General features: G+C 39.7%; 22 protein-coding genes. 13 read left to right on the top strand and 9 right to left on the bottom strand.

The window, feature by feature from the left end; all coding sequences use genetic code 11:
- Positions 1-29: 29 nt before the first annotated feature.
- A complete protein-coding gene (gene ppk1 / locus ES711_RS12750) occupies positions 30-2,072 on the top strand; it encodes a polyphosphate kinase 1 (RefSeq protein WP_146893689.1) in 2,043 nt (680 codons plus the stop codon).
- 56 nt (positions 2,073-2,128) lie between these two features.
- Here ppk1 and ES711_RS12745 read toward each other — a convergent pair whose 3' ends face one another.
- The 4 genes from ES711_RS12745 to ES711_RS12730 form a co-directional block, all read right to left on the bottom strand.
- Positions 2,129-3,133 carry an App1 family protein gene (locus ES711_RS12745; RefSeq protein WP_146893688.1) on the bottom strand — a complete coding sequence of 335 codons (1,005 nt, stop codon included), beginning with the start codon at positions 3,131-3,133 and terminating at the stop codon, positions 2,129-2,131.
- A 1-nt stretch (position 3,134) separates the two neighbouring features.
- Positions 3,135-4,400 (bottom strand): MgtC/SapB family protein, encoded by a 1,266-nt coding sequence (locus tag ES711_RS12740; RefSeq protein ID WP_146893687.1) that lies wholly within the window; start codon positions 4,398-4,400, stop codon positions 3,135-3,137.
- A gap of 163 nt (positions 4,401-4,563) precedes the next feature.
- Positions 4,564-6,993, bottom strand: coding sequence for a sodium-translocating pyrophosphatase (locus tag ES711_RS12735; protein ID WP_146893686.1), 2,430 nt, complete (start codon positions 6,991-6,993; stop codon positions 4,564-4,566).
- A gap of 122 nt (positions 6,994-7,115) precedes the next feature.
- Positions 7,116-7,643: an inorganic diphosphatase gene (locus ES711_RS12730; protein ID WP_146893685.1), complete on the bottom strand. Its 528-nt coding sequence runs from the start codon at positions 7,641-7,643 to the stop codon at positions 7,116-7,118.
- Between the two features lie 351 nt (positions 7,644-7,994).
- On the opposite strand from ES711_RS12730, the gene ES711_RS12725 reads away from it, so the two are divergent.
- The gene (locus tag ES711_RS12725; protein ID WP_146893684.1) at positions 7,995-8,522 is read left to right on the top strand and encodes a hypothetical protein; all 528 of its coding nucleotides are present in this window, start codon (positions 7,995-7,997) and stop codon (positions 8,520-8,522) included.
- Positions 8,523-8,696: 174 nt separating this feature from the next.
- Positions 8,697-9,221 (top strand): hypothetical protein, encoded by a 525-nt coding sequence (locus ES711_RS12720; protein ID WP_146893683.1) that lies wholly within the window; start codon positions 8,697-8,699, stop codon positions 9,219-9,221.
- Between the two features lie 45 nt (positions 9,222-9,266).
- On the opposite strand, the gene ES711_RS12715 is transcribed toward ES711_RS12720, so the two are convergent.
- Entirely contained in the window at positions 9,267-11,765 is a 2,499-nt protein-coding gene (locus tag ES711_RS12715; RefSeq protein ID WP_146893682.1) for a DUF5686 and carboxypeptidase-like regulatory domain-containing protein, read from the bottom strand.
- A 75-nt stretch (positions 11,766-11,840) separates the two neighbouring features.
- Positions 11,841-12,818: a pyruvate dehydrogenase complex E1 component subunit beta gene (locus ES711_RS12710; protein ID WP_146893681.1), complete on the bottom strand. Its 978-nt coding sequence runs from the start codon at positions 12,816-12,818 to the stop codon at positions 11,841-11,843.
- A 221-nt stretch (positions 12,819-13,039) separates the two neighbouring features.
- Between ES711_RS12710 and ES711_RS12705 the strand changes: the two genes are divergently transcribed.
- The 5 genes from ES711_RS12705 to ES711_RS12685 all read left to right on the top strand — a co-directional run bounded on the left by ES711_RS12705 (position 13,040) and on the right by ES711_RS12685 (position 18,465).
- The gene (locus ES711_RS12705) at positions 13,040-13,786 is read left to right on the top strand and encodes an electron transfer flavoprotein subunit beta/FixA family protein (protein ID WP_146893680.1); all 747 of its coding nucleotides are present in this window, start codon (positions 13,040-13,042) and stop codon (positions 13,784-13,786) included.
- A 108-nt stretch (positions 13,787-13,894) separates the two neighbouring features.
- Positions 13,895-14,857, top strand: coding sequence for an electron transfer flavoprotein subunit alpha/FixB family protein (locus tag ES711_RS12700; protein WP_146893679.1), 963 nt, complete (start codon positions 13,895-13,897; stop codon positions 14,855-14,857).
- A 199-nt stretch (positions 14,858-15,056) separates the two neighbouring features.
- On the top strand, positions 15,057-15,665 hold the full coding sequence (locus ES711_RS12695) for a bifunctional nuclease family protein (protein WP_146893678.1): 609 nt from the start codon (positions 15,057-15,059) through the stop codon (positions 15,663-15,665).
- Positions 15,666-15,677: 12 nt separating this feature from the next.
- Positions 15,678-17,387, top strand: coding sequence for a nucleoside transporter C-terminal domain-containing protein (locus tag ES711_RS12690; RefSeq protein WP_146893677.1), 1,710 nt, complete (start codon positions 15,678-15,680; stop codon positions 17,385-17,387).
- Positions 17,388-17,640: 253 nt separating this feature from the next.
- Entirely contained in the window at positions 17,641-18,465 is an 825-nt protein-coding gene (locus ES711_RS12685) for a thymidylate synthase (protein ID WP_146893676.1), read from the top strand.
- A 78-nt stretch (positions 18,466-18,543) separates the two neighbouring features.
- On the opposite strand, the gene ES711_RS12680 is transcribed toward ES711_RS12685, so the two are convergent.
- Positions 18,544-18,840 carry an isoamylase early set domain-containing protein gene (locus tag ES711_RS12680; protein WP_146893675.1) on the bottom strand — a complete coding sequence of 99 codons (297 nt, stop codon included), beginning with the start codon at positions 18,838-18,840 and terminating at the stop codon, positions 18,544-18,546.
- 294 nt (positions 18,841-19,134) lie between these two features.
- Between ES711_RS12680 and ES711_RS12675 the strand changes: the two genes are divergently transcribed.
- From ES711_RS12675 to lspA, 5 genes are all read left to right on the top strand, one after another.
- Positions 19,135-20,037, top strand: a complete 903-nt coding sequence (locus ES711_RS12675; protein ID WP_146893674.1) for a dihydrofolate reductase — start codon at positions 19,135-19,137, stop codon at positions 20,035-20,037.
- A gap of 10 nt (positions 20,038-20,047) precedes the next feature.
- Complete coding sequence (locus ES711_RS12670; RefSeq protein WP_146893673.1) at positions 20,048-21,322, top strand: chloride channel protein; 1,275 nt, start codon at positions 20,048-20,050, stop codon at positions 21,320-21,322.
- Positions 21,323-21,446: 124 nt separating this feature from the next.
- The gene (locus tag ES711_RS12665) at positions 21,447-23,003 is read left to right on the top strand and encodes an NAD(P)/FAD-dependent oxidoreductase (protein WP_146893672.1); all 1,557 of its coding nucleotides are present in this window, start codon (positions 21,447-21,449) and stop codon (positions 23,001-23,003) included.
- Positions 23,004-23,116: 113 nt separating this feature from the next.
- The gene (gene fabD / locus ES711_RS12660) at positions 23,117-24,010 is read left to right on the top strand and encodes an ACP S-malonyltransferase (RefSeq protein WP_146893671.1); all 894 of its coding nucleotides are present in this window, start codon (positions 23,117-23,119) and stop codon (positions 24,008-24,010) included.
- Positions 24,011-24,013: 3 nt separating this feature from the next.
- Positions 24,014-24,514, top strand: a complete 501-nt coding sequence (gene lspA / locus ES711_RS12655; RefSeq protein WP_146893670.1) for a signal peptidase II — start codon at positions 24,014-24,016, stop codon at positions 24,512-24,514.
- A gap of 45 nt (positions 24,515-24,559) precedes the next feature.
- On the opposite strand, the gene ES711_RS12650 is transcribed toward lspA, so the two are convergent.
- Both ES711_RS12650 and ES711_RS12645 read right to left on the bottom strand, forming a co-directional pair.
- Positions 24,560-24,751, bottom strand: a complete 192-nt coding sequence (locus ES711_RS12650; RefSeq protein WP_146893669.1) for a hypothetical protein — start codon at positions 24,749-24,751, stop codon at positions 24,560-24,562.
- Between the two features lie 276 nt (positions 24,752-25,027).
- The gene (locus ES711_RS12645; protein ID WP_146893668.1) at positions 25,028-26,305 is read right to left on the bottom strand and encodes a metal-dependent hydrolase family protein; all 1,278 of its coding nucleotides are present in this window, start codon (positions 26,303-26,305) and stop codon (positions 25,028-25,030) included.
- Between the last annotated feature and the right edge of the window lie 10 nt (positions 26,306-26,315).

The following is a 26,315-nucleotide window of genomic DNA, read 5'->3' as shown; positions in this document are numbered from 1 at the left end:
CTAAAGGAGATAGACTTTAGACACAATTTATGGCTTCACCACTTTACAATTCTAAGTATTACCATCGTGATCTTTCGTGGTTACGATTTAACCACCGCGTTTTACAAGAAGTTGCAGATAAACGAAATCCCCTCTATGAACGGATCAAGTTCATGGCTATTTTTTCATCTAATTTAGATGAATTTTTTAGGGTAAGGGTTTCAGATATCAGGCAAGTAAAAGATTTGGACAAATCACTGCGTAAAAAACTGGTCACCAAGCCTAACCGCGTGCTGGCTGAAATTAAAGTGCAGGTTGATGAACAGCAGCAAGAATTCGGACAATTATTTCAAAATGAAATCATTCCTGATCTAAAAAAGGAAGGTATCCATTTAATCAAATATAGAGATTTCTCCGCAGCTCAAAAAAAGGTGGCTGAAGCCTATTTTGAATCGACCTTAAAAACCAAAATAGATTTCGACAATTCTAAGTTTTCAAAAAAGGATGCCGTTTTTGTCGAAAATGAAAGTTCATACATTACCGCATCCATCTCTGAGGATACGTTTCAGGTGGTGCGAATTCCCAAAGATGAACCACGGTTTTTTGTGTTTCCAGATTCAAAAGACAATCAACATTACATCACCTTTATTGATGACATCATTAAGTACAATCTTTATAAATCGCAGCCAGAACTCGATATTTCTTACTACGCCATAAAGATTTCTAGAGATGCCGAACTGTATATTGAAGATGAGTTTTCAGGCAATTTGATGGAAAAGATCAAGGAATCCCTTCCAATGCGTGAAACAGGACAAGCGACTAGAGTTTTAATTGACCAGCGCATGCCAAAAAACTTTCAAAATACGCTTAAGAAAGCTTTAGACGTGTCGCATGTAGATGTGGTTTTAGGTGGCACCTATCATAATTTCAAGGATTTCTTCAAATTTCCAAATCCTACGGAAAAGGACCTCTATTTTAAACCGCTTCCTCCCCTCGATCATCCGGTTACCACAAAAAACAGTTCAATGTTTGAGGCTATAGACACCAAAGACCAATTGATGCATTATCCGTATCAGTCTTTTGAACCGGTCATAAAGTTGTTGGAAGAAGCGGCCAAAGATCCAGATGTAACTACTATAAAAATGACCTTGTACCGTGTGGCGGAAGAATCGCGTTTAAACAACGCCATTGCCAAAGCTGCCAAAAACGGTAAAAAAGTCATTATTTTCATTGAAGTGAAAGCGCGTTTTGACGAGCATAACAATTTGAAATGGGGCGAAATTTTCAAAGAAAATGGGGCGCAAGTGCTCTATAGTTATCCGGGAATTAAAGTGCATTCCAAGATATTGTATATTGAACGTCAAGTAGGAGACCAACTGACCTCTTATTGCTACATTGGCACGGGCAACTTTAACGAAAACACCTCTACACTCTATACTGATTTTGGTTTGATGACCAACAACGAGAAAATAACCGAAGACCTTAACAAGCTCTTTTTAGTGTTGGAAGGCATCTTTATCGTTCCTAAAGCGAAAAAATTATTGATTTCTCCATTTACCATGCGCAACAAATTTGTGAGTCTGGTAGAAAAGGAAATCCATTTGGCGCAAGCCGGCAAGGAAGCCTACATCATCTTAAAGATGAACAGCCTAGAGGACAAAAAAATGATCAAATTACTCTATGAAGCCAGTAATAAAGGGGTGAAAATCGATTTATTGGTCCGAGGCATGTGCAGCTTGGTTCCGGGTGTTAAAGGCCAGAGCAAAAACATAAAAGTGACCAGTATTTTAGATCGCTTTTTAGAACATGGTCGTGTGTATATTTTTGGTAATGCAGGTGAAGAGAAAATGTATATTGGCTCAGCCGATTGGATGACCCGAAATCTGACGCACCGTATTGAAGTGGTCACGCCAGTTTTAGATCCGGACAATTTCAAGATTATTAGAGACGTGATCGACCTTCAAATGGCTGACACTGTAAAAGCGCGCATTATTGATGCAGAACAAAAGAACGAGTACGTTAAATTGGGTAAAAAACCGGAAATACGCTCTCAGTATGACATATATGAGTATTTCAAAAAGTTGAAGCAGTAATACTTTCGCTAGACTTTCAAAAACTTCACAGTATTTATAAAATCTGTGAGGTTTTTTTATGCAATAAAACCATTCTCTCGAGCGTGTTCTATGGCCTCCTTACTGCTGTTCACCAAAAGCACTGGGGTTGTTTTGTAACCTTCGTATAAACTTTTAACGCGTAACATTTTCTTTTTGTGCTTCACACTTCTTAAGTAAATTGCCAAAATTCGGTCTGGATACAGCTCAGCAATTTCTAAATAAATATCGGCATCATGCTCGCCGCTATCGCCAATTAAAATGAGATTTAAGTTGCTGTAAGTTTTTAGGATGTTTAAAATCTCGCGCTGTTTTTGAGGTTTTTCTTTATTCTTCTTCCGATTTAAGAAATTCCCAAAATCGCGAAGCAGGATTGGGCCTTTAGGAAAATCATTCTTTTTGAGAAAAAATTCGAGATATCGATACATATTCCACGGACTGTGGCTCACGTAAAATATAGGGTTTGCTTCCTCGCCTGAACTGCCGCGATGCAGCATATGATAAAATTCCGCAGCACCCTCTAAAGGCGATCGTGTAGACGCTCTTTTTAAGAAGGTATTATAAATAACTCGCCATTTTAGGGTGGAAACCAATCCGGTATGTAAAATAGTATCATCAATATCACTGGCAACCCCAAAGGACACTTTATCCGAAGGAATAAGCATTTCTCCCGGAAACCGATTGTCTAATTGAATGATTCGGGTATTGGTAAAATCTTTATAAGCCAATTCAAACGATAACCAACCTTCTTCATTGGTCAAGGCATCCAAACCTTCCACCATCACATCTACCAGAAAATAACCTTCTTCATCCGTATTGGTTTCAAAAATGCGTCCGTTGGGTAATTTTAAAAGTAAGGGCGTGTGTTTAATTTCGTCTGTTTCAAAACGCTTAAAAGCATTGATTAGCAGCTTGATGGGGTGTTTCCCTTCCAAATCAATAGATTCGTCTTCTAACGCTCTTCCGCGCACGTATAAATGTGATGCGGTACCGTAACTCTGAAAAACTATGACCTGTAAGGGGTCTTCTTTAAATAAACTCATATTATAAATGCCAAGTATCAGGCCAAAGCCACAATATTAATAATCCCGAAATTAAGGCTATTCCGAAAACTATGATAACCCATTTCGCCATTTCTTTTGCGCCGATGACAATAGCCATTACGCCTTTAAAAACAAGGTTGGAAATTGTCGCCAATAAAATTAACCGCCATCCTAAGTCGGTTTCAAGTCGGTCCGCTTTCATCATCTGTGATAAGGACAGGGTGATGGCGTCTACGTCTGTCAAACCACTAATTATGGATACTAGATACAGTGCATTGTCACCAAATTGTCGCTTGGTAAAAGCAACCAATAACAGGATAAATCCATACAATAACCCAAAAATAATGGCGCTTTTAAATTGTGCTGGATTTTCTGGCTCAGGCATCTGTTCATCAGAACCCTCTTTATTGACGCTATAAAAAAGCGCTACGGACAATACCGCCACAACAATGATTTCAGCTAGAATGGGCAAAAATAACGCACCTAATTTTTCTGGTACAATCACCGCAACTTCAATCAACACCCTGATCATAGAAACCATAGATGCTGTAGTGATTATAAATACAGCCATCTTGCTGATGGATTTTTGATCTTTAGTCTTGCGAGCATAACTAACCGTGGTCGCCGTGCTACTAATCAATCCTCCTAGAATACCATTAAAAATGATGCCTACCTTCTTCCCTACCAATTTATATATAAAATATCCTGCCACACTGATTCCCACAATAAGAGTAACCATGAGCCAGATGTTTCTAGGATTGATAACATCTAACGGTCCAAAAGTGCGGTCTGGCAATATAGGAAGGACGATCAAACTTATACCTGTCAAGGTCATGATAGCCGATAGATCTTTGGTGCTTAAACGGTCTATAAAATCGTGGAGCTTCTCTTTAACGTAAAGCAAAACGGCCATGGTTGCTCCAACAAAAACCCCAACCAATTGGCTTCCCATCACCAAGTAAGCTCCAATGGCAAACATGAGGAGTGCAGCAATTTCAGTAGTCTGACCCACATCTGCCTGATCTAATTTCTTGACTTTGATATAATTTGCCATCATCAACATAGCGGCCACACATAATCCCAGAAGAGGAAGTATAAATGGATTATCATATTCGCGGGAAAGAAATCCTGCCATGACCCCCAACATAGAAATTAGGGTGAATGTCCGGACGCCAGCCATTACGCTTTTACTTTTCTGACGCTGTAAGCCCACCAACAAGCCCAAGCCAAAAGCGATCCCCAATGTGGTTAAATCATCGTAATTCATAAGGACTAAGTTACTAAAAAATGAAAAGGCTGCATGATGAAGCTGCAGCCTTTATTAAGAATTTTATTACAAAATAGACAACTATTTAAAGCGTCCAAATCGTTTCACGTTGTAAATACTTGACTTATCTCCACCAGACAGTCAGGACAACAGATCATGTGTATCAAATATCGTTTTTCAGATTGGCAATGGCAGCCTTTACTTCTTCTAAACTGCCTTCCAAAACGCTTTCTTCCTGCATTACCTTACCGTTTTCAGTATAGGTTTTTGTAATGATGGCCTTAGCGTTAGTAGCATCTACAGAAACCATTTCAATATCTAAAGCATCAGTCACCCCATTGGTAACTTCTATAAATTGGGTGCTAGTTACTGTACTTTCAATGGCGTGGCCACCCAAGATTGGGGCAATTACCAACCCAATTAAACAGGTGAGCTTAATTAAAATATTCATGGAAGGTCCTGACGTGTCTTTAAATGGATCTCCAACTGTATCGCCAGTTACTGCTGCCTTATGCGCCTCAGAGCCTTTAAAAGTCATTTCGCCGTTGATCAATACACCCGCCTCAAAAGATTTTTTTGCATTATCCCAAGCGCCACCAGCGTTGTTTTGGAAAATAGCCCAAAGCACTCCACTTACGGTAACGCCAGCCATATAGCCTCCTAACATTTCAGCAATGGCCAAATTGTTCATTCCGAAAATCATTGGAACAAAAGCGATCACTATCGGAAATCCAATAGTCAATAAGCCTGGAAGCATCATTTCCCTTAAAGACGCCTCGGTTGAAATTGCCACACATTTATCGTATTCTGGTTTTCCGGTTCCTTCCATAATTCCAGGAATTTCCCGAAACTGACGACGCACCTCTTCCACCATCTGCATGGCTGCTTTACCTACAGCGTTCATGGCAAGCGCAGAAAATACTACAGGTACCATTCCACCTACAAATAACATGGCCAACACCGGCGCTTTAAAGATATTAATACCGTCAATTCCTGTAAAAGTAACGTAGGCAGCAAATAACGCCAATGACGTTAAGGCCGCTGAAGCAATAGCAAATCCTTTACCAGTAGCTGCCGTTGTATTACCAACTGCATCCAAGATATCCGTACGCTCTCTCACGATAGGCTCTTGTTCACTCATTTCAGCTATACCCCCTGCATTATCAGAAATAGGCCCAAACGCATCAATCGCCAACTGCATAGCCGTTGTCGCCATCATTGCTGAAGCTGCTAAGGCTACCCCGTAGAATCCGGCGAAGGCATAAGACGTCCAAATCGCTGCAGCAAATAATAAGACTGATGGAAAGGTAGAGATCATCCCCGTGGCCAAACCAGCTATAATATTGGTCCCAGCACCGGTACTGGATTGCTGAACAATTTTTAAGATCGGTTTTTTACCTAAACCTGTATAATATTCGGTAATGGAAGAAATTACTGCACCTACAACCAAGCCCACTAGAGTGGCATAAAATACGCGCATAGAGGAAATATCTTGAAGTCCTTCACCAAAGAAATTCATTTGCATTGTTTCTGGCAACATCCATTTTACCAATGCAAAACAGGAAACGGCCACCAAAGCGATCGCTACCCAGTTTCCTAGATTTAAGGCGCCCATAACTTGAGCTTCCTTGGCATCATTACTTTTAATTTTAACCAAAAATGTGCCTATAATTGAAATGATAATCCCAACACCAGCGATGGCCATTGGCAATAAAATAGGACCAATACCTCCAAAATCGTCAGTAATGACACCACCCATATCTTTAATCACATAATTCCCAAGCACCATAGCCGCTAGCACCGTGGCCACATAAGAGCCAAACAAATCTGCTCCCATACCGGCAACGTCACCAACATTATCACCCACGTTATCTGCAATGGTTGCAGGGTTACGTGGATCATCTTCAGGAATCCCTGCTTCTACTTTCCCTACTAAATCCGCACCCACATCAGCTGCTTTGGTATAAATTCCCCCTCCAACTCGGGCAAAAAGTGCGATAGATTCCGCACCAAGTGAAAAACCAGCCAAAGTCTCCAATACAATGATCATGTCAAAATTACCCTGACTAATCAATTCCCCGTTAGAAGTTATCATTTCAGTGGACCATAAGCCACCCATAAAAAAATGAAAGAATAGTATGAAAAAGATGGTCAGTCCTAACACGGCAAGACCAGCCACGCCGAGTCCCATAACGGTACCCCCGCCAAAAGACACATTTAAGGCATTGGGCAAACTTGTTTTTGCTGCCTGTGTCGTTCTAACATTGGTTTTGGTGGCAATCTTCATTCCAAGATTCCCAGCGAAAGCAGAAAACATGGCTCCAAAAATAAAAGCAATTACAATTAGCCAATGCGTTGTTGGCACCACTACTGAAACGATGGCCAGCAAGACACTCACGATCACTACAAAAATAGCTAACAGACGATACTCAGCATTTAAAAAAGCAAGGGCGCCTTCGTAGATATGATCTGAAATTTCTTTCATTTTACCATCTCCGGCATCTTGCTTCATTACCCAAGACTTTTTAATAAGCATATAAATTAAGCCGAGCGCTGCCATGGCGATAGGCATGTAAATCATTAGTGATCCCATATAATTATTTTAGATTGATTAGTGTTAAACAATTGCTAAAGTAATTAAAAAAAACACCGATAAACAAGAAAACCCCTTATGTAAAATAAGAGGTTCTTAAAAATTACTAAAAAGGAATTTCTTTAAATCGTGAAATTCCCGTTGGTTTTGTGCTCGCTATTTTCATAACGTTCCACACATTTACCAAGAATATCGTATGCTTCTTGGGCATCTCCCCATCCACCTACATCAACTTTTTTCTTTTCTAAATCTTTATAAACTTGAAAGAAATGTTCGATTTCTTTAATTTGATGCGGATTCACATCAGATAAGTCGTTAAGCGTATTCCAAATAGGATCAGAAACCGGAACACAAATGACTTTTTCGTCGTTTCCTTTTTCATCGGCCATATGGAAAACCCCAATTGGTTTTACTTCCACAACACACATTGGGAAGGTAGGCTCAGTACCTAGCACCAAAACGTCCAACGGATCGCCATCTAAAGCTAAAGTTTCAGGAATGAAACCATAGTCAGCAGGATACATCATAGAAGAAAATAACAAACGGTCAAAACGGATCTTCTTTAATTCAAAATCGTATTCAAATTTATTACGGCTTCCTTTTGGTATTTCAATTAACACATCAAAGGTTTTTTTTCCTTTAGGACTCATAGTATTATTTATTTTAATAGCCTTTTTTATGTGAGGCTTGTATTACGTATTATTCAAATTTTCGGCGTGCAAAGATACGCAACTCTTTGTAATCTGCAATATTAGGCCTGTGTTATTTTAGAAAGGCCGGTTAAACACGCGTTTAACCACCTTAACGGAAGCTAATTTAAGTGTTGCTCGTATCATTTGCCTTTAGACATTATTGTGACATTGATTAAAACATCGTATTTTGGTGGTAGTTAACAGGAATAAATTGGGACTTCATTGCAATGCATCTTCTTCTGAAAATGTCGGAGTATTGCACAGAAGGATTGCCCAATTATTATATTTTATACGTATTAAACCTAGCACATGACACAAGACACTAGCACAGGCATTATTGCGGCATCACTCATTTGGATTATCATCCTGTTGATCTACATGTCGAATCAAAAACAAAAAAGCCTGACCGATTTAAGTGCGAAGGAAATCAAATTTGAAAAGGAAAGGAATCAAATTTTAGATCAAATGCGGGTGGAAAAACAAACAGAATTTGAAAAGGGCTACATTTCTGGGGCTGAAAAATCAGATTTCATCATTCATGTAGAACCTTATAAGAATTTGAACGGCAAAAAAGGCTATTTCCAAAACAGTCAAGTGGTGGAAATTGGCTACGTCTACCGCTTGTTTGTTAAAGGGGTGCCCAGCTTAGACCCGCACATTCAAATTGTAGAGCGCATCAAACTTAGTGAACTGAATGAACAGAACGTAGATTCTGCATTAGGAAAGTTAGAAATGATCCTTGATAAAATCCCCAGTCCACATTTAAAATTAGCCGGAAATTTGAAGGACTTTGGCAAAGGCTTGTTGAAAAATATGAAAACTAAACGTCTCGAATAATCTCAATAGTCGCGGCACTACTTTCTAAAAATTCACATACCTTTCCGTCAATCGGGGTTATCATCCTCCAATAATAAGAATCTTCACTGCTATAAAACTTAAAAAACCATTTGGTTTTTTTCCTACATTAGACGGCACTATCTACGTCATACAACGTAGCTAATCCCTGAAGTTATGAAAAAAAGTTTTTCACTTATCCTGCCTTTATTAGTTTTTGGTCTCATGAGTAGCTGTAGTTCCACCGATGATGGGCCTTGCACAAAAATGATGCCTATTGAGCATTATAAGATTGTCAACAACCAATTTGAGACGTATAACGTCACGGAAGAGGTGGCTTGTGACTTTGTTGCGCCCGAAACCACTGGCCCGCTACCTTTGAAGAACTTTACTTATGAAGTTATATATTTTACTTTTATTCCTGATACGAGCCAAAAGACTTCTCAATTAAAGTTTGAAATTAAACTCAATAATCCTAATGGGTATTCGGTTGAAGGCTTAGCGTTCTTAACCACCAAAGCTTCTGGAGACAGTTTTGAATACTATGGTAATTATTCGAAACTCGCTAGCATCTCTTGTAACAAGATTGCAGCAAATTCGAGCTGTATATTGACATTTGACCAAGAATATCCCTTAAATCCGGAAGTAGAAACCCCGACCTCCATGTCACTGGTTAATGTCACCTACCTGGTAGCTAATTAATGTAAAACTGCCGCGTAAAACTGCACATCAAGTTCGAGTAAAAGATTAAAAGTTAAATCCAAAACTTCCCGTCACCCCGAAAGCGCGTGCGTCTGGATTGTCCAAATAATTTCCTCTAAAGTTAAAATCGATGCGGAAAACCTTAAAGATGTTGCCCACCCCAACGCTGTATTCATAATACAAGGTATCCGTAGGTGCAAGATACACCAATCCAGAAGCGTTTAAATCGCGATTACCCTGTGACACATCTCCCCAAACCCCTCTTACACCAACAATTTCGCGTAAGTTCAATTTTCTGAGAAATGGGATACGCGAGAATAGCCGCCCGTTAAAATTGTGTTCCAGATGCAGGGACGCATAGGTATCCGTCACAAATTCATAGTAATCCAGTTGCGAAAAGGTGTTGTAAATTGAAAAATAGGATTGATTCCCAGGCACGACATTCAACAATCCCAGTGGGACTTCTCCAAAAGTCTTTCCGGCTTCAAGAGTAGTGGTCAATCGGCCATAACCACCAACTTGCCAAGGCTGGATGTATGAAAATTGAAGTTTGGTATAATCAAAATCGCTATTTAAAATCGATTGATCACCGCGCGTAACTTGTGCAAATAAGCTCGGGTAACCATCATTGGCCAGACGTCGTTCTACGCCAAAACCGGTCATTTTTCTGCCTGGATAATAGGATACTGAAAAGGCATTTTCATATTGTTGTATTTCTGATTCGGTAGTCGTTTGGGTAGCATCCGTATAATAATCCAGGCTAAACGTATCTGATGCTGAACTCAAGGTTCTGTAGGTGCCACTCAACCGCAATACAAGGTTTCTTACCGGCTCCAAATCCATAGCCACAGTGGTTAAACTGACGTTGGTCAACTTATCATTGGTACTTGTTCCTATAAGGGAAGAAGAGGCCAAACTACGGCCTAAAATATCTGTAGAGGATGTTAAATTAGCACCAATTTGCTCCACATCGCGTCTATTTCCGGCAGAGATAATAAATCGATTCTTCTTATCTATCAACCATTTCCCTGAGATGCCATATTTAAATTTATCATCTCTAAATCCGTAAGCCAGAAAGCCTTCCACGCGCCAAAGATCGTTAGGTCCAAAGTAAGTTCTTCCCCCAGTTCTAATTCGGACACCTTCCACCTCATTAAACCCAAATGTGGAAAAAATAGGTCCGTAATCAAAATTAATTTCGGAAAATTCCACATAGCCAGAGCCTAAAATACTACCTATATTATAAAACTGCTTAAACCTCTTTACTGTTTGCAGGGTATCCAACATTTTATACACGCCTTTCTCGTCCTGACTGAGGGCTTCCATTCGGTTTTGATTCCAGAATTCGTCATCCCTATTGTACACATCTTCATTGTAGCTGTAGACCTCTTCACTGTAAAACTTATCATCTCGCGGCCTATCAAACAGATAATTGTCGTAGAGCGTGGTTCGTTTTCCATAGATTCCACGGGATTTTTCCTTTTTGTTGAAGGCAAAATCAGACATAAAATAATCTCGCTTGATTAAAAATATAGAATCATTCAGCACCTCAAATTCCTGTTCAATGTAAATTTCCTTGACCCAGTTGATGTTGGCACTTTTAGAGGCTTGTAAATTGATTTCCTTAATGGCAAACGTGGTGTCATTCACCCAAAAATCGCCTTTAAAGGTCAGTTCATTTTTTCGGCGTGGATAGTAGATAATGTTGTAACACCACTTGTTATCGATGAAAGTACTGTCAGAAAGCACATAATTGTAAGTGTTGACGCCAGTTTTTGAGAGTGGACTGACAAAGCTCTTATCGAAAAACTTGAGGTAATTATCATAAATATCAAAATCAGAATACAGATCATCCACAAAATCGATGATCATTTGGTTATTACTGAAGCCAGAGTTTTTATTACCTTTTAAATCGGCTTTTTCCTTATTCTTCAAATTATCGCCATACACTTTGCTCCGTGCTTCGTTTATAAAGATGGGCAGATAGGTTTTTCCGGTGACTTTACTGGTATCTACTTGGTCAAATACAAATTCCATCCCCTTGAACAAGCGGCTTTTAATTAAGGCACTGTCTATGGTATTGATGTCAAACTCAACTTTTTCGTACTTGTCATATTCGTATTGCTTAAACTGACGCAATCCGTTTTGACGCTTGCGTTCCCAAATTTTCTTTAAAATGGCAATTGCAGGATTTTCGCTCTCTTTCTTTGATTGTTTACCTGTTACGATATACACCTCATCCAGTTGGCCGGCAGCTTCCTTTAGGATGAATTTTAACTCATAATTTACCTTTTTACTGAGCGGAATTTCTAAAGTTTCGTACCCAAGAAAGGAAATGATAAGAGTACCATAGGTGTTGTCAGATTCCAGATAAAATCGACCTTCTTCATTGGTAATGGTGCCTTCCGTAGAGCCTTTAAAAAGCACATTGGCGTAGGCCACCGAAATATTGTTTTCATCAAACACAACACCACTTACTTTGGTTTGGGCAAGGACGGAACACATTCCGAAGAAAAAAAACAGGACTCGTAGGGATAAGTTCATAAGACAAAAAAACTTCATTAACACAAATGCCAATGAAGTTTGGATAATGCAATCCCGATAGCTATCGGGAGTAGTTTATTTATACATGACTTTTTTGACAGCTTTAACAACTTCGTCGCTATTTGGCAACCATTCTGCCAACAGAACTGGAGAATAAGGAGCAGGCGTGTCTGCAGTGTTAATCTTAACCACTGGAGCATCTAAATAATCAAAAGCTTCAGCTTGAACAATGTAGGTAATCTCAGTAGCTACGTTTCCAAATGGCCACGCTTCTTCCAACACCACCAATCTATTGGTTTTCTTAACCGATTTCAAAATCGCTTCCTTATCTAAAGGACGTACGGTTCTCAGATCGATAATTTCACAAGAAATCCCTTCTTTTTCCAATTCATCCGCAGCTTTGTAGGCTTCTTTGATGATCTTACCAAAAGAAACGATGGTCACGTCTGTACCTTCACGCTTAATTTCAGCAACTCCAAGAGGAATTGTATACTCTCCTTCTGGCACTTCACCTTTATCCCCATACATTTGCTCACTCTCCATAAAAATTACTGGATCGTTATCGCGAATAGCAGATTTTAAAAGCCCTTTCGCGTCATAAGGATTTGATGGTACCACCACTTTCAAACCAGGTGTGTTGGCAAACCAGTTCTCAAAAGCTTGAGAATGGGTAGCTCCCAACTGCCCAGCAGATCCTGTTGGTCCTCTAAATACAATAGGACAATTGAACTGCCCACCCGACATTTGTCTGATTTTTGCCGCGTTATTTATAATTTGGTCAATCCCTACTAAAGAGAAGTTGAAGGTCATATACTCTACAATTGGGCGACATCCGGTCATGGTAGAACCAATAGCAATCCCAGCAAAACCAAGTTCTGCTATTGGTGTATCGATAACACGTTTGGCTCCAAATTCGTCCAACATTCCTTTAGATGCTTTGTAGGCACCATTATATTCTGCAACTTCCTCACCCATTAAATAAACGGTCTCGTCACGGCGCATTTCTTCGCTCATGGCTTCGCAGATAGCTTCTCTAAATTGAATTGTCTTCATTTGTAAAATTTAAATCAATTAGCAAAAGTAAGAATAAATCAAAAACTAAAAGGAAAAGAATTATTTAAAATTTATTATGCATGCATAGTAAAAATGTCATCTAAAATAATTAACTTCGTATCCTATTCAAAAGAAGACAGTTTTCAGCGGTAGTTTGAGTTAAAAATTGATATTTATCCAGATTCTACTTAAAAAACTAATAATATAATAAATTATAAAACATGAAAATACTTGTATGTATTAGTCACGTACCTGATACGACTTCAAAGATTAATTTCACGGACGGTGACACAAAGTTTGACACCAATGGCGTTCAATTTGTAATCAACCCAAATGATGAGTTTGGTTTGACCCGAGCCATGTGGTTTAAAGAAAAACAAGGCGCAACGGTAGATGTCATCAACGTTGGCGGCCCTGAAACAGAGCCTACCTTACGTAAGGCTTTAGCTATTGGCGCTGACACGGCTATCCGTGTGAATACCCCTGCAACTGATGGTTTTGCTGTAGCAAAACAATTGGCCAATGTGGTTAAAGACGGTGGCTACGATTTAATTATTGCCGGCCGAGAGTCTATTGACTACAACGGCGGAATGGTACCAGGGATGTTAGCCGAATTACTCGGGGCTAACTTCGTAACTAACTGTATCAGTCTTGAAGTAGATGGCACAAATGCTAAAGCGGTACGAGAAATTGATGGCGGAAAAGAAACCGTTTCTACAACTTTACCTTTAGTTATTGGCGGACAAAAAGGATTGGTTGAAGAAAGCGATTTACGCATCCCGAATATGAGAGGGATTATGCAAGCGCGTCAAAAACCTTTAAGTGTCGTAGAACCAGTTGATGCCACTAAAGAAACAACGACGGTTAAGTTTGAAAAACCAGAAGCTAAAGGAGCGGTAAAATTGATTTCTCCTGATAATCTGGATGAATTGGTAAACTTACTTCACAACGAAGCGAAGGTGATTTAACTGCAGATTAATTCATCCCAGACCTCGTTTGGAATCTTTCAAAATTTATCAGAAATCAACAATGCGTTCCTGACTCAAGGTCAGGAAACATTTAAAAAATAAAATTATATGTCAGTTTTAGTATATACAGAATCCGAAGAAGGAAAATTTAAGAAAGTCGCTTTTGAAGTGGCCTCTTACGCAAAAGCCGTTGCTGACCAAATGGGAACGACGGTTACCGCACTTACCATTAATGCCAATGATGTTTCAGAATTAGGAACTTACGGCGTTGATAAAGTATTAAAAGTTAACGATTCAAAATTGGATATGTTTAACGCCAAAACCTACGCCAACGTTATTAAGCAAGCTGCTGAAAAAGAAGGCACCAAGGTAGTTGTGGTCAGCTCTAGTGCTGACAGTAAATATTTAGCCCCATTATTGGCGGTAGGTTTAGATGCAGGTTATGCATCTAACGTGGTAGAAGCGCCAACCAGTGCCTCTCCATTTACCGTAAAACGCACAGCATTTACCAATAAAGCATTCAATTTTTCCACTATCGATACCGATGTGAAAATTGTAGGTGTTTCTAAAAATGCCTTCGGGCTGAAAGAAAATTCCGCGAGTGCCGCCGCAGAAGATTTTGCGCCATCAATTCCTGAAAATGGCGTTCACGTAGAATCTGTGGACAAAGCCAAAAACACCGTAACCATTGCAGATGCTGAAATTGTTGTTTCTGGTGGACGTGGCCTTAAAGGTCCAGAAAACTGGGGCATGGTTGAAGAGTTAGCCGAAGTTTTAGGTGCTGCAACGGCATGTTCAAAACCGGTATCTGACTTAGGATGGAGACCTCACAGCGAACACGTGGGTCAAACCGGAAAACCAGTGGCCGCTAACTTATATATTGCCATTGGTATTTCAGGAGCCATTCAACATTTAGCGGGCATCAATGCCTCTAAGGTTAAAGTGGTGATTAACTCCGATCCTGAAGCTCCATTTTTTAAAGCAGCGGACTACGGCGTTGTGGGCGATGCTTTTGAAGTAGTTCCTAAACTCATAGAAAAATTAAAGGAATTTAAAGCTCAAAACGCATAAATTTCTTAACTTGTAGCAGCAATGCGACGGGTGCAAAAAATTTATTGCCATAAATACATGACTAAAATCCTCATAAGGGATTCATGTATTTGTGGCAAAAATTTTCAATATCTTTTTTCCCAGAGGGACCTTCCCAAAAATTATGTGGATCACAGTTGGTAAAGTCCCAATTTAAACAGTTATTTGCCTTTTAAATAATATGAGTTTAGTTCGATTAAACATAAAGGGAATCTCCTATAGCCAAACCCAAAATGGCGCGTATGCCTTAATTTTAAATGAGGTAGATGGCGATCGCAAACTCCCTATTGTAATTGGTGCCTTTGAAGCACAATCTATTGCCATAGCACTCGAAAAAGAAATCCGCCCTCCGCGTCCTTTAACCCACGACCTTTTTAAAAATTTTGCTGACCGTTTTGATATTATTGTCAAACAAGTCATCATTCATAAATTAGTAGACGGTGTATTTTACTCCAGTCTCATTTGTGAGCGGGATAAAATTGAAGAAATTATTGATGCCAGAACCAGTGATGCCATTGCCTTGGCACTCCGTTTTCAGGCCCCCATATTCACCTATAAAAACATTTTGGATAAGGCCGGAATTTATCTTAAAGTCAATCCGCAAAAAGAAGACGAACAACAGGACAGCATTCTTTTGGACGATTTGGTGGCTGAAGAAATAGAATCTAGCATTCAGGACAATTACAAAAATAAAACTCTTGAAGAACTTCATTCTTTATTGGAACAAGCCGTGGTAAGTGAAGATTATGAGATGGCAGCTAAAATAAGAGATGAAATTTCTAAACGCTAATCGATCTACTTAATGAAACATTTCTTTTTAGCTTTTACGGCTATTTTTTTTGGATTAACAACAATAGTAGGGCAAAGCATAGAGAATAAGTGGCAGTTTGAAGCCGTTCAAAATGAGCAAGGCGTCAATCTCTATAATATTGATAAAAACACGGATGGTTTGTTTCTTAAAGACGGCGATTTCACCTTCTTTTTAGCTGCAAAAGACAGTACTCGGACGGAAGGCAAATATATTACCCAAAACAAATTACTCGTTCTTTATTACGATACACCTTCGGAAGAAATCAAACATTTTACCGTAGAGACCCTCACGGATTCTACCTTGGTACTTCAGGACACAAAGGATGTCAATTATATATTCTCCACTCCAAAAGAAATTTTAGCAGTCACTCAGGCTGCAACCAGCGGTATTATACCAAGTCAGGGATTTTCTATGAATAGCTTGATGCGTGGCGCCCTAGGCATGTTTGTGTTATTATTACTCTCCTATATTTTAAGTCAAAATAGAAAGGCCATCAACTGGAAAACCATCGGGTTCGGACTTGCAGCCCAATTGTTATTGGCCATTGGTGTTTTAAAAATCCCGTTCATTCAAAAGGCTTTTGAAATTGTTGGAAAAATGTTCGTTAAAGTTCTTGAATTCACCCAAGCAGGTAGTGAATTTCTACTGGGAGGCATGATGGACATTAGCAGTTTTGGCTTTATTTTTCTTTTTCAAGTATTGCCAACCATCATCTTTTTCTCTGCCCTAACCTCATTATTATTTTATTTAGGGGTCATTCAAAAAGTAGTGGCAGGAATGGCTTGGGTATTGACTAAACTATTAAAAATATCTGGTGCTGAAAGTTTAAGCGTCGCTGGGAATATTTTCTTAGGTCAAACCGAAGCACCATTGATGATCAAGGCCTATTTAGAGAGTATGACCAAATCAGAGATCCTATTGGTAATGATTGGTGGGATGGCAACGGTCGCCGGCGGTGTATTGGCAGCGTATATTGGATTTTTGGGTGGTGAAGATGAAGCCCTAAAACTTTTTTACGCAAAGCACCTCTTAACTGCATCTGTAATGGCAGCACCTGGAGCTATCGTCATTTCGAAGATGTTATACCCACAGCAAAAAGAAATCAATTCTGAAATTCAAGTTACACAAGAAAATATAGGCTCTAACATTTTAGATGCCATTGCTAACGGTACCACTGAAGGCTTAAAATTGGCGGCCAATGTGGGCGCGATGCTTTTGGTGTTCATTGCTTTTATTGCCATGATTAATTATGGTTTCGGAAAATTGGGCAACGTTACCGGTTTAAATACACTCATTGCCAATAACACACCTTACTTGGCCTTATCCCTGGAGTTTATCTTAGGATATATCTTTTCGCCGTTAATGTGGCTAATTGGAGTAGCCAAAGAAGACATGGCTCTAATGGGACAGTTATTAGGAATTAAATTGGCAGCAAGTGAGTTTGTAGGTTACATTCAATTGGCTGAACTGAAAAACGTGGCCAGTGCCACCCATTTAAAATTTGAGAAATCCATCATCATGGCTACTTATATGTTGTGCGGGTTTGCCAATTTCGCATCGATAGGTATTCAAATTGGAGGCATTGGATCTTTAGCTCCCGGACAACGCAAAACTTTATCTGAATTTGGTTTAAAAGCGCTTATCGGTGGAACGATTGCTTCATTATTGTCCGCTACTATTGCTGGGATGATCATTGGGTAAAATAATTGCTGTCATTCGGCTTTGTTAGGGAGAAACTTCTGTAGGGTTTTGAAGTGAGTAGAAGTGAGAAGTGAGTAGTGAATTACCACAAAGTGCATTTGATAGTAATGTCCTACCCTTTAATACAGTGAACTTCGCTACAATTTACTTTTACACACATATACCTTCGGGAAGTTCTCAACTTTCTTTAATTTTGCATCTAAGGAAAATGAACGTTTAATTTAATGAGATACCACTTGCGTGGGAAGTTGCCATGAAACAATATCACGAGCTCGTCAAACACGTATTAGAACACGGAACTCAAAAAGGAGACCGTACCGGAACTGGAACCAAAAGTGTATTTGGATACCAAATGCGCTTCGATTTAAGCGAAGGTTTTCCGATGGTGACCACCAAAAAAGTCCATTTAAAATCGATGATTTACGAATTGCTTTGGTTTTTGAAAGGCGATACAAATATCAATTATCTTACGGAAAACGGTGTAAGAATTTGGAACGAGTGGGCGGATGAAAACGGCGATTTAGGCCCTGTTTACGGCCACCAATGGCGCAATTGGAATACTGATGAAATTGATCAGATTAAGGATATTGTAGAGACTCTAAAAACCAACCCAAATAGTAGACGCATGTTGGTATCGGCTTGGAACCCATCGGTCTTGCCAGACACTTCCAAATCTTTTTCGGAAAATGTGGCTAACGGGAAAGCGGCACTTCCACCTTGTCACGCCTTTTTTCAATTTTATGTAGCTGATGGTAAATTATCCTGTCAGTTATACCAACGTAGCGCTGACATCTTTTTAGGCGTTCCTTTTAATATCGGGTCTTATGCGCTCTTCACCATGATGATGGCTCAGGTATGTGGCTATCAACCTGGAGAATTTATTCATACGTTTGGTGATGCCCATATTTATAATAACCATATGGAACAATTGGAACTTCAACTTTCTCGTGACTTAAGACCACTCCCGAAAATGATTTTAAATCCTGAGATCACCGATATTTTCGATTTTGAGTTTGAAGACTTCACTTTAGAAGATTATAACCCACATCCGCACATTAAAGGGGTCGTGGCGGTTTAAAAACACCCCTATCAACATAAAAATAAGCGTTTTCCACCGGAGAACGCTTTTTAATGTTAAAAGATTTGGTATTGCGAATTACAGATGTAAAACTGCATTTTCACCCCCATATTCGTTTGTTGTATAGGCATCGGCATGTTCATCGTTCACAAAGGTATCATCAACCAAGTATCTAAACTCGTAAGAGTAATCTTTTTCTAAATTTACAGCTCCTCTAAATGTTCCGTTTTTTAATTTCTTAAGCGTTACCGCTTGCTCTGCATTCCAGTCATTGAAAGTTCCCAATACAGTCACTTTGGTTGCTTCTTCAGCAGGCACTGAGAAGGTAACTTTGCAAATAGGTTTACTTTTTAAGTATTGTTTTGTAATCGCCATAATTGAAATTAATTAATTTTGTAGCAAATGTATAAAACAAATCAATGGCTTATCGGAATTAATATGCCACTAATCAAAGAATTACGAATTTGTCACTTATGGATTCTAAATTTTTTAAACTTGAGAATGATATACCTATAATATTACATAAAGCACAAGCACCCTTACCCTTTTGTGCTGATTTATAACAGGTTCAATCAAATATGTAGGCAACCTCAGCCTGCGTTCAATGTTTTAAAATCCAAATTTAAGATGTCATCAAAAAAAACTAACTTTACATAAAATTTTAACACCATGTTTGGAAAGAAGAAACCAGTCACCCAAATTGATAAAGAGCAGTTACAGCTGATAGAAAATGCCCAACGCCGCATAAAGCAAAAGAAGCGATTATATTTTCACTTTGTCATTTTTCTAATTGGCGCTATTTTCTTAATCATTTTAAACACCGTTTTAGGGGTGGGTGAATTCACAAAAATCTTTGGTTTAGATTGGTTTGTGTTTGCCATTTTAGCGTGGTTATTTTTATTTGTCTTCCATCTGTTCAATGTATTTGTGACCCATAAATTTATGGGTAAGGAGTGGGAAGAGGCACAATTAAGCAAATTGGTGGCCCAACAAAAATCGCGAATTGAAACCCTTAAAACTCAGGTAGAACATACACAACCGGTGGCTACGCCTGTTATTTCTGAAAAAAAAACGAGAATTCATAAAAATCTGACCCTGATTGCCGCTGCAGGAGAAAATAATGTTATCGGTAAGGATAATGATTTAATTTGGCACCTTAGCGATGACCTCAAACGTTTTAAGTCGCTCACCTCTGATCATTGCATTATTATGGGTAGAAAAACATTTGAAAGTTTTTCTAAGCCACTTCCCAATAGAACCCATATTATCATCACCAGACAACAGCAGTATTCAGTGCCTACGGGCGTTATTGTAGTGCACTCTCTTGCTGATGCTTTAGATGCTGCTAAAAACGATTCCCAACCTTTTATTATTGGTGGGGGCGAAATTTACCGACAAGCCTTGCCTTATGCGGATAAAATTGAATTGACCAGAGTGCATGACACTTTTGAGGGCGATGCATTTTTTCCAAAAATTGATCCTTCAGAATGGATCGAAACGCAAAGCAAACTACACCAAAAAGATGCGCAACATCCTTATGCTTTTTCATTCATTACCTACCACAGGAGATAAACCTTAACCAGTGAAACTCAAAAGAAGACGACAGTTAGTTACCTATCTTAACATCTTAGACCAACCCATCCAATTTAATCCTTTTGTATTTAGTAGGAAATTTATTCTTTGGGCTGTATTAGGACTTTTTGGCGGCATCATTGCCAGTGTGTATTGGATTGTTCTAGAATTATTAACCCATCAGCTCGCTTTTTTTGAAGGCTGGCTCGTCATCCCTACAATGGCCATTTGTGGTTTATTGGCGGGATTGATCATCCATTTTATTGGCGATCCTGGCGAAATCCATCTGATTGTTAATAACATTCGGTTTAATAAAGGCAAACTCGACCCTAAAAACAACCCGTCTATGGTGATGTCCTCCCTCCTTTGTATTGCCTCAGGAGGAAGCCTTGGGCCAGAAGCGCCATTAGTTCAGGTTACGGGATCTACTGGAACTTGGCTAGGCAAACTATTCCGACTCAAAGGTGAGGAACTTCGTTCGATGAGCATTGCCGGAATGGCCTCAGGGTTTACAGCGCTTTTTGGAGCGCCACTGGGTGGAAGTTTATTTTCATTGGAGATTTTACATCACAAACATGCGGTGGAATATTATAAAGCCATTATACCCGCCTTTGTCGCCAGTTCCTTTAGCTATATCATTTTTGCTATTATCGTACATCTCGGCATTGGTCCAATTTGGGATTTACCGTCTTATGAAATGCAGGACAAATTCGATTTTGGATATGCAGTCCTTTTCGGCATTGCGGCAACTGTCGTAGGTTGGCTCTTTATTTTTTGTACAAAATTTTTTAAATCGGCTTTCGGGAAATTAAAGACTCCAATTTACATCAAGACGACACTTGGCGGAATCATGTTGGGCATCATCGTATTCTACCTACCCATCACCCGCTATTTCGGTCACCACGAAATCAGTAAGTTGCTCGTTGGCGACTTTTCCATACAGTTGCTAATTGCCATTCTGGTGTTTAAGATTATTGCCATTGCGATTACCGTAACCTCCGGTTGGCGCGGTGGTTTCATCATTCCCTTATTTTTTTGTGGTGCGACTTTAGGTTTAATCATTCATCAGTTTCTTCCATTCATTAGTCTGTCATTAACTATTGTCAGTTGTATGGCCGCAATAAATGCCTGTGTCACCAGGACGCCCATGAGCACTACTATCTTGTTGGCCACCCTCACCGGTTTTACCTATTTTATCCCCATCCTGTTCGCCAGTCTGACCGGGTATTTCTTAGCGCCAAGAATTCCGTTTATTTCATCGCAAATGGAAAATAGTCCTAATTAAGCAACCACATCAATTGGTTAGGAAAAAATTAATTGAGGAATTTAATGTCCCGTGCAACCTACAAACCACAAATAATTACATGTACTGAAGTTTATTCTTAGCCGTTTTTAAGTAATATTGCATCATGATAAAAGACATTCAGCTTCGGGTAACACTTCCAGAAGAAAAGCAACCGGATATTCTCACAAAAAAATCGGCGCAATTTCTTGGAATCTCTTCGGGTGACATCTCCGGAATTAAAGTGTTGCGCAAATCTATTGATGCACGTAAAAAATTAATTGTCTTCAATTATAAAGTAACGGTGTTTATCAATGAACCGATGCCGGAATCCTCTGAATATCACTTTGACTATAAGGATGTCTCCAACGACAAACCAATTCATATTATCGGGTTTGGGCCCGCAGGGATGTATGCTGCACTACGCTGTATTGAATTGGGTTTTAAGCCGATTGTTTTGGAGCGGGGCAAAAATGTTCAGGATAGACGTCGCGATTTAAAAGCCATAAATCAAGATCATTTTGTCAATGAAGATTCGAACTATTGTTTTGGAGAAGGCGGCGCAGGAACCTATAGCGACGGAAAATTATATACCAGAAGTTTAAAACGTGGCGATGTGCGTCGTGTGTTTGAAAATCTGGTATATCACGGGGCAACAGATCAAATCTTAGTGGATGCCCACCCCCATATTGGCACGAACAAATTGCCAAAGGTGGTACAGAATGTCCGGGAAACTATTATCAATAATGGGGGCGAAATACATTTTGAAACGCGAGTTACAGACTTCATCATTTCAAAAGAGGAAATCAAAGCCTTGGTCCTTCAAAATGGCCAAACTATGGATGTGGAACGGGTTATTTTAGCCACGGGGCATTCCGCACGTGATATTTACTATTTACTACACGATAAAAATATTGCTCTCGAAGCAAAATCCTTTGCCATGGGTGTGCGGGTAGAGCATCCGCAACATATTATTGACTCCATTCAATACAGCTGTAGCAGTGAGCGCGACGCTTTACTTCCCGCTGCGGCTTATAGCCTGGTGGAACAAGTAAATGAACGCGGCGTGTATTCTTTCTGTATGTGCCCAGGGGGCTTTATTGTGCCCGCTGCAACTGCCAATGGTGAAGTTGTGGTCAACGGCATGTCGCCCTCAAAGCGCAATAATCAATTTGCCAATTCCGGAATTGTGGTGGAAATCAATGCCGATAAAGATTTATACAAATACGAGCATTTTGGTGTGCTGAAAGCGTTAAAATATCAAGAAGATCTTGAGCGTTTGGCCTTTACCGCAGGCGGCAGAAGTCAAGTCGCCCCCGCGCAACGCCTAACAGACTTCGTAAATGGCACATTGTCAGCAGACCTTAACCCTACCTCCTATCAGCCCGGATTAAAATCGGCGCCCTTACATTCCTTACTTCCAAAATTAATTGGAGGACGCCTACGTAACGGATTTAAGGCCTTTGGCGAAAAAATGAAAGGATTTTATACTGAAGAGGCAAATATTATTGGTGTAGAATCTCGCACCTCATCTCCAATTAGCATTCCCAGAAATGAACGTTTAGAACATCCTCAAATTTCCAACTTATACCCCTGTGGGGAAGGTGGAGGTTATGCTGGTGGTATTGTTTCAGCCGCAATGGATGGCGAGCGCTGTGCAGAAGCTGCTATTATCGGGTTGTAATCCGTTAGTTACCTTTTAAAATCGAGATATAATGTTTGATCAAGTGTATGCGCATGTTCCTTTATCCACCTTAAAAAAATATTCCTATTTTTGCAACCTAAATTGAATACACAATGAACGCATATATATTTCCAGGTCAAGGTGCCCAATTTACAGGGATGGGATTGGACCTTTATGAAAAATCGACCATAGCCCAAAAACTTTTTGAAGAAGCCAACGATATTTTGGGTTTCTGCATCACGGACGTGATGTTTAAAGGTTCTGCTGAGGATTTAAAGCAAACCAAAGTCACGCAACCTGCCATTTTTTTACATTCGGTTATTTTAGCCAAGACTTTAGGCCATAACTTCAGACCAGATATGGTAGCAGGGCATTCTTTAGGCGAATTTTCAGCTTTGGTAGCTAATGGAGCTTTATCATTTGAAGACGGCTTAAAACTGGTATTTAAACGTGCCTTAGCCATGCAAAAAGCCTGCGAATTGCAACCGAGTACTATGGCTGCCGTATTAGGTCTGGAAGACGCTATGGTAGAACAGGTTTGTAAAACGATAGACGGGGTAGTTGTACCCGCAAATTACAACTGTCCTGGGCAATTGGTGATTTCTGGCGAAGTGGATGCGATCAATAGCGCTTGTGAAGCAATGAAGACTGCAGGTGCTAAACGAGCGTTGGTTTTACCTGTTGGTGGTGCGTTTCATTCACCTCTCATGGAACCCGCTCGTGAGGAATTGGCCGCTGCAATTGAAAACACCCCGTTTAAAGCGCCAAGTTGTCCAATTTATCAAAATGTAACCGCCTTTGCGGTGAGCAACGAAAATGATATCAAACGGAATTTAATTCTGCAATTGACCGCTCCGGTACGTTGGACGCAATCTGTGCAGCAAATGATTGCTGATGGTGCTACTTTATTTACAGAGGTTGGTCCTGGAAATGTGCTTCAAGGATTGGTAAAAAAAATCAATAGAGAAGCGCAGACAACCGCCGCAACATTTACCCCTAACTTATAACTAATGAAATTATCCAGAACTGCCAGTATCATCTTATTGATTGTGGCAAATATTGCCATCGATCAAATTTCAAAGTTTATCGTCCGAGCAAAAATTGCACAATATGAAGTCATTGAACTTATCGGTGAAGCATTTATCTTGACTAAGGTGGAAAATGAAGGGGCCTTTTTGGGGATGGGAAGTGATTTAAGTCCGCTGTTAAAATGGGCCTTACTGCTGATTCTACCCGTAATCGTCTTGGGAGGTGTGATATACTATATCCTGACTAATAAAAGTTTAGACCGATTGAGCCTCATTGCTTTTTGTTGCATCGTGGGTGGCGGAATTGCTAATGTGTTTGACAGATTTATGTATGGCTCCGTAACTGACTTTTTTCATATCGATTTGGGAGGTGTCTTTAGAACCGGCATCTTTAACTTGGCAGACATGTCTGTAAGTTTCGGAATGATTCTACTCGTTATAGCCAGCTTTCAACAGAGAAAATTAGAAAAAGCTAACGCATAAAAAAAGCCTCATATTCTGAGGCTTCCCTTATTTTATTTATAATTATTAGTGTGCCAGATTGCAATCTTCACAATCTTTTACCTCACCGTAATAGGTTTCTCTGTACTTGTGCAAGGTTTTGTAAGGAATACTTAAAAATTGCTTCTTAATGTAAGTTACATTAGTTACTAAAGCTCCCATTTTTGGTGTAAATCTTCCTTCTGGTTTTGTTTCTCTTTTAATACTAATCAGTTTCATAAGTCCGTTCTGTTTTTTATTAATGTGATATGAATTTGATTCGATTTAGAAGTGTTTATTTCAACACCATCCAACGCTACGATGGTCTCACAACTATGGCGTATCAGGATTCATTACCTACAAAGAAACGACTTTAAGGGCGGAAATCCAAGTTTTAGAATGTAAAACCATGTCAATCAACATCTTAATTACGACACCTTCAAAGATTAGATAGTTTTCTTATCAGATACGCAATTGAAAGGGCCTATTATTAGGGGATACGAAACGCTAAAAGTACTAATTTTTGTAAATTTTTCCGTCTTTCATTACAAAAACCACCTCAGTCATCGTGTCAATGTTTACCGTTGGGTCATCATTGGTGGCGACAATATCTGCCAAATACCCAGCTTGTAATTGTCCGAGTTGAGCTTCCATTTTCAACAGCATGGCATTGGTTAGTGTTGCACTTTGGATCGCTTTCATGGCAGGCATTCCGGCTTCCACCATATAGCCAAATTCTTTGGTATTGTCACCGTGAGCAAATACTGCAGCATCTGTACCAAAAGCAATCCCGACGCCACTTTTATAAGCTCTTCCAAACATTTCCTGAATTTTAGGACCAATATCTAAGGCTTTTCCCACAATAACTTTAGGGTAATAATTTGGAATTTTGGCCTTGTCAGAAACAGATTTTCCAGCGGTAATGGTCGGCACCAAGTACACGTCGTGTTTTTTCATGAGTGCCATGGTTTCCTCACTCATCATCGTCCCGTGTTCAATGGTTCTAACGCCACCTAAAATAGCGCGTTGCATGCCTTCATCGCCATGGGCGTGTGCGGCGACGTCCATGCCATAATCTTTAGCGGTTTCACAAATGGCTTTAATTTCATCTACGGTAAATTGTGGATTTAAACCACTTTTAGCGACGCTTAATACGCCCCCAGTAGCGGTGATTTTAATCCAATCGGCACCATTTTTATAACGTTGGCGGACGGCTTTCTTAGCATCTTCAACACCATTGACCACGCCTTCTTCCGGCCCTGGACTCTCTAAAAGTCCTTTTTTAGCCCCATTGGTTGGATCAGCATGTCCACCTGTAGTTGCCAAAGATTTTTCCGCAGTAAAAATGCGCGGACCGTCCACTTTGCCAGCATTAACGGCATTTCGCAATGCTACATTAACGCCGGATCCGCCTAAATCTCTTACGGTAGTAAAACCAGACAACAAAGTAACCTTTGCAAAATGCTGCGCGTTAAAAGCGATGTCAGCGTCATTGAGTGTATACTTTTCGAGATACGCTCTCGGATTCGTTTCACCTTCAATATGAACGTGCAAATCAATCAGTCCGGGCATGACGGTTTTAGACTTCAAATCGACCACCACATCCTGATCCGTCTTGGGTAAAGAATAGCCATCTTCTATAGCTAAAATCTTTTGTCCGGAAACAATAATGGTTTTATTGGTTAACATCTTTCCCTCTTTGGTGTCAATCAATTTTCCGCAGTGCAGATAGGTGTTTTGTCCAAATGTGACCGTGGTCAGTAGGAGACAATAAAGAAAGAAGGATGTTTTCATAATATATAGT

This window comes from Gelidibacter salicanalis, assembly GCF_007997285.1.
In the GTDB taxonomy this organism is placed as follows: Bacteria; Bacteroidota; Bacteroidia; order Flavobacteriales; family Flavobacteriaceae; genus Gelidibacter; species Gelidibacter salicanalis.
The sequence above is the reverse complement of the archived record's forward strand: the minus strand, read 5'-3'. Positions and strand labels throughout refer to the sequence as shown.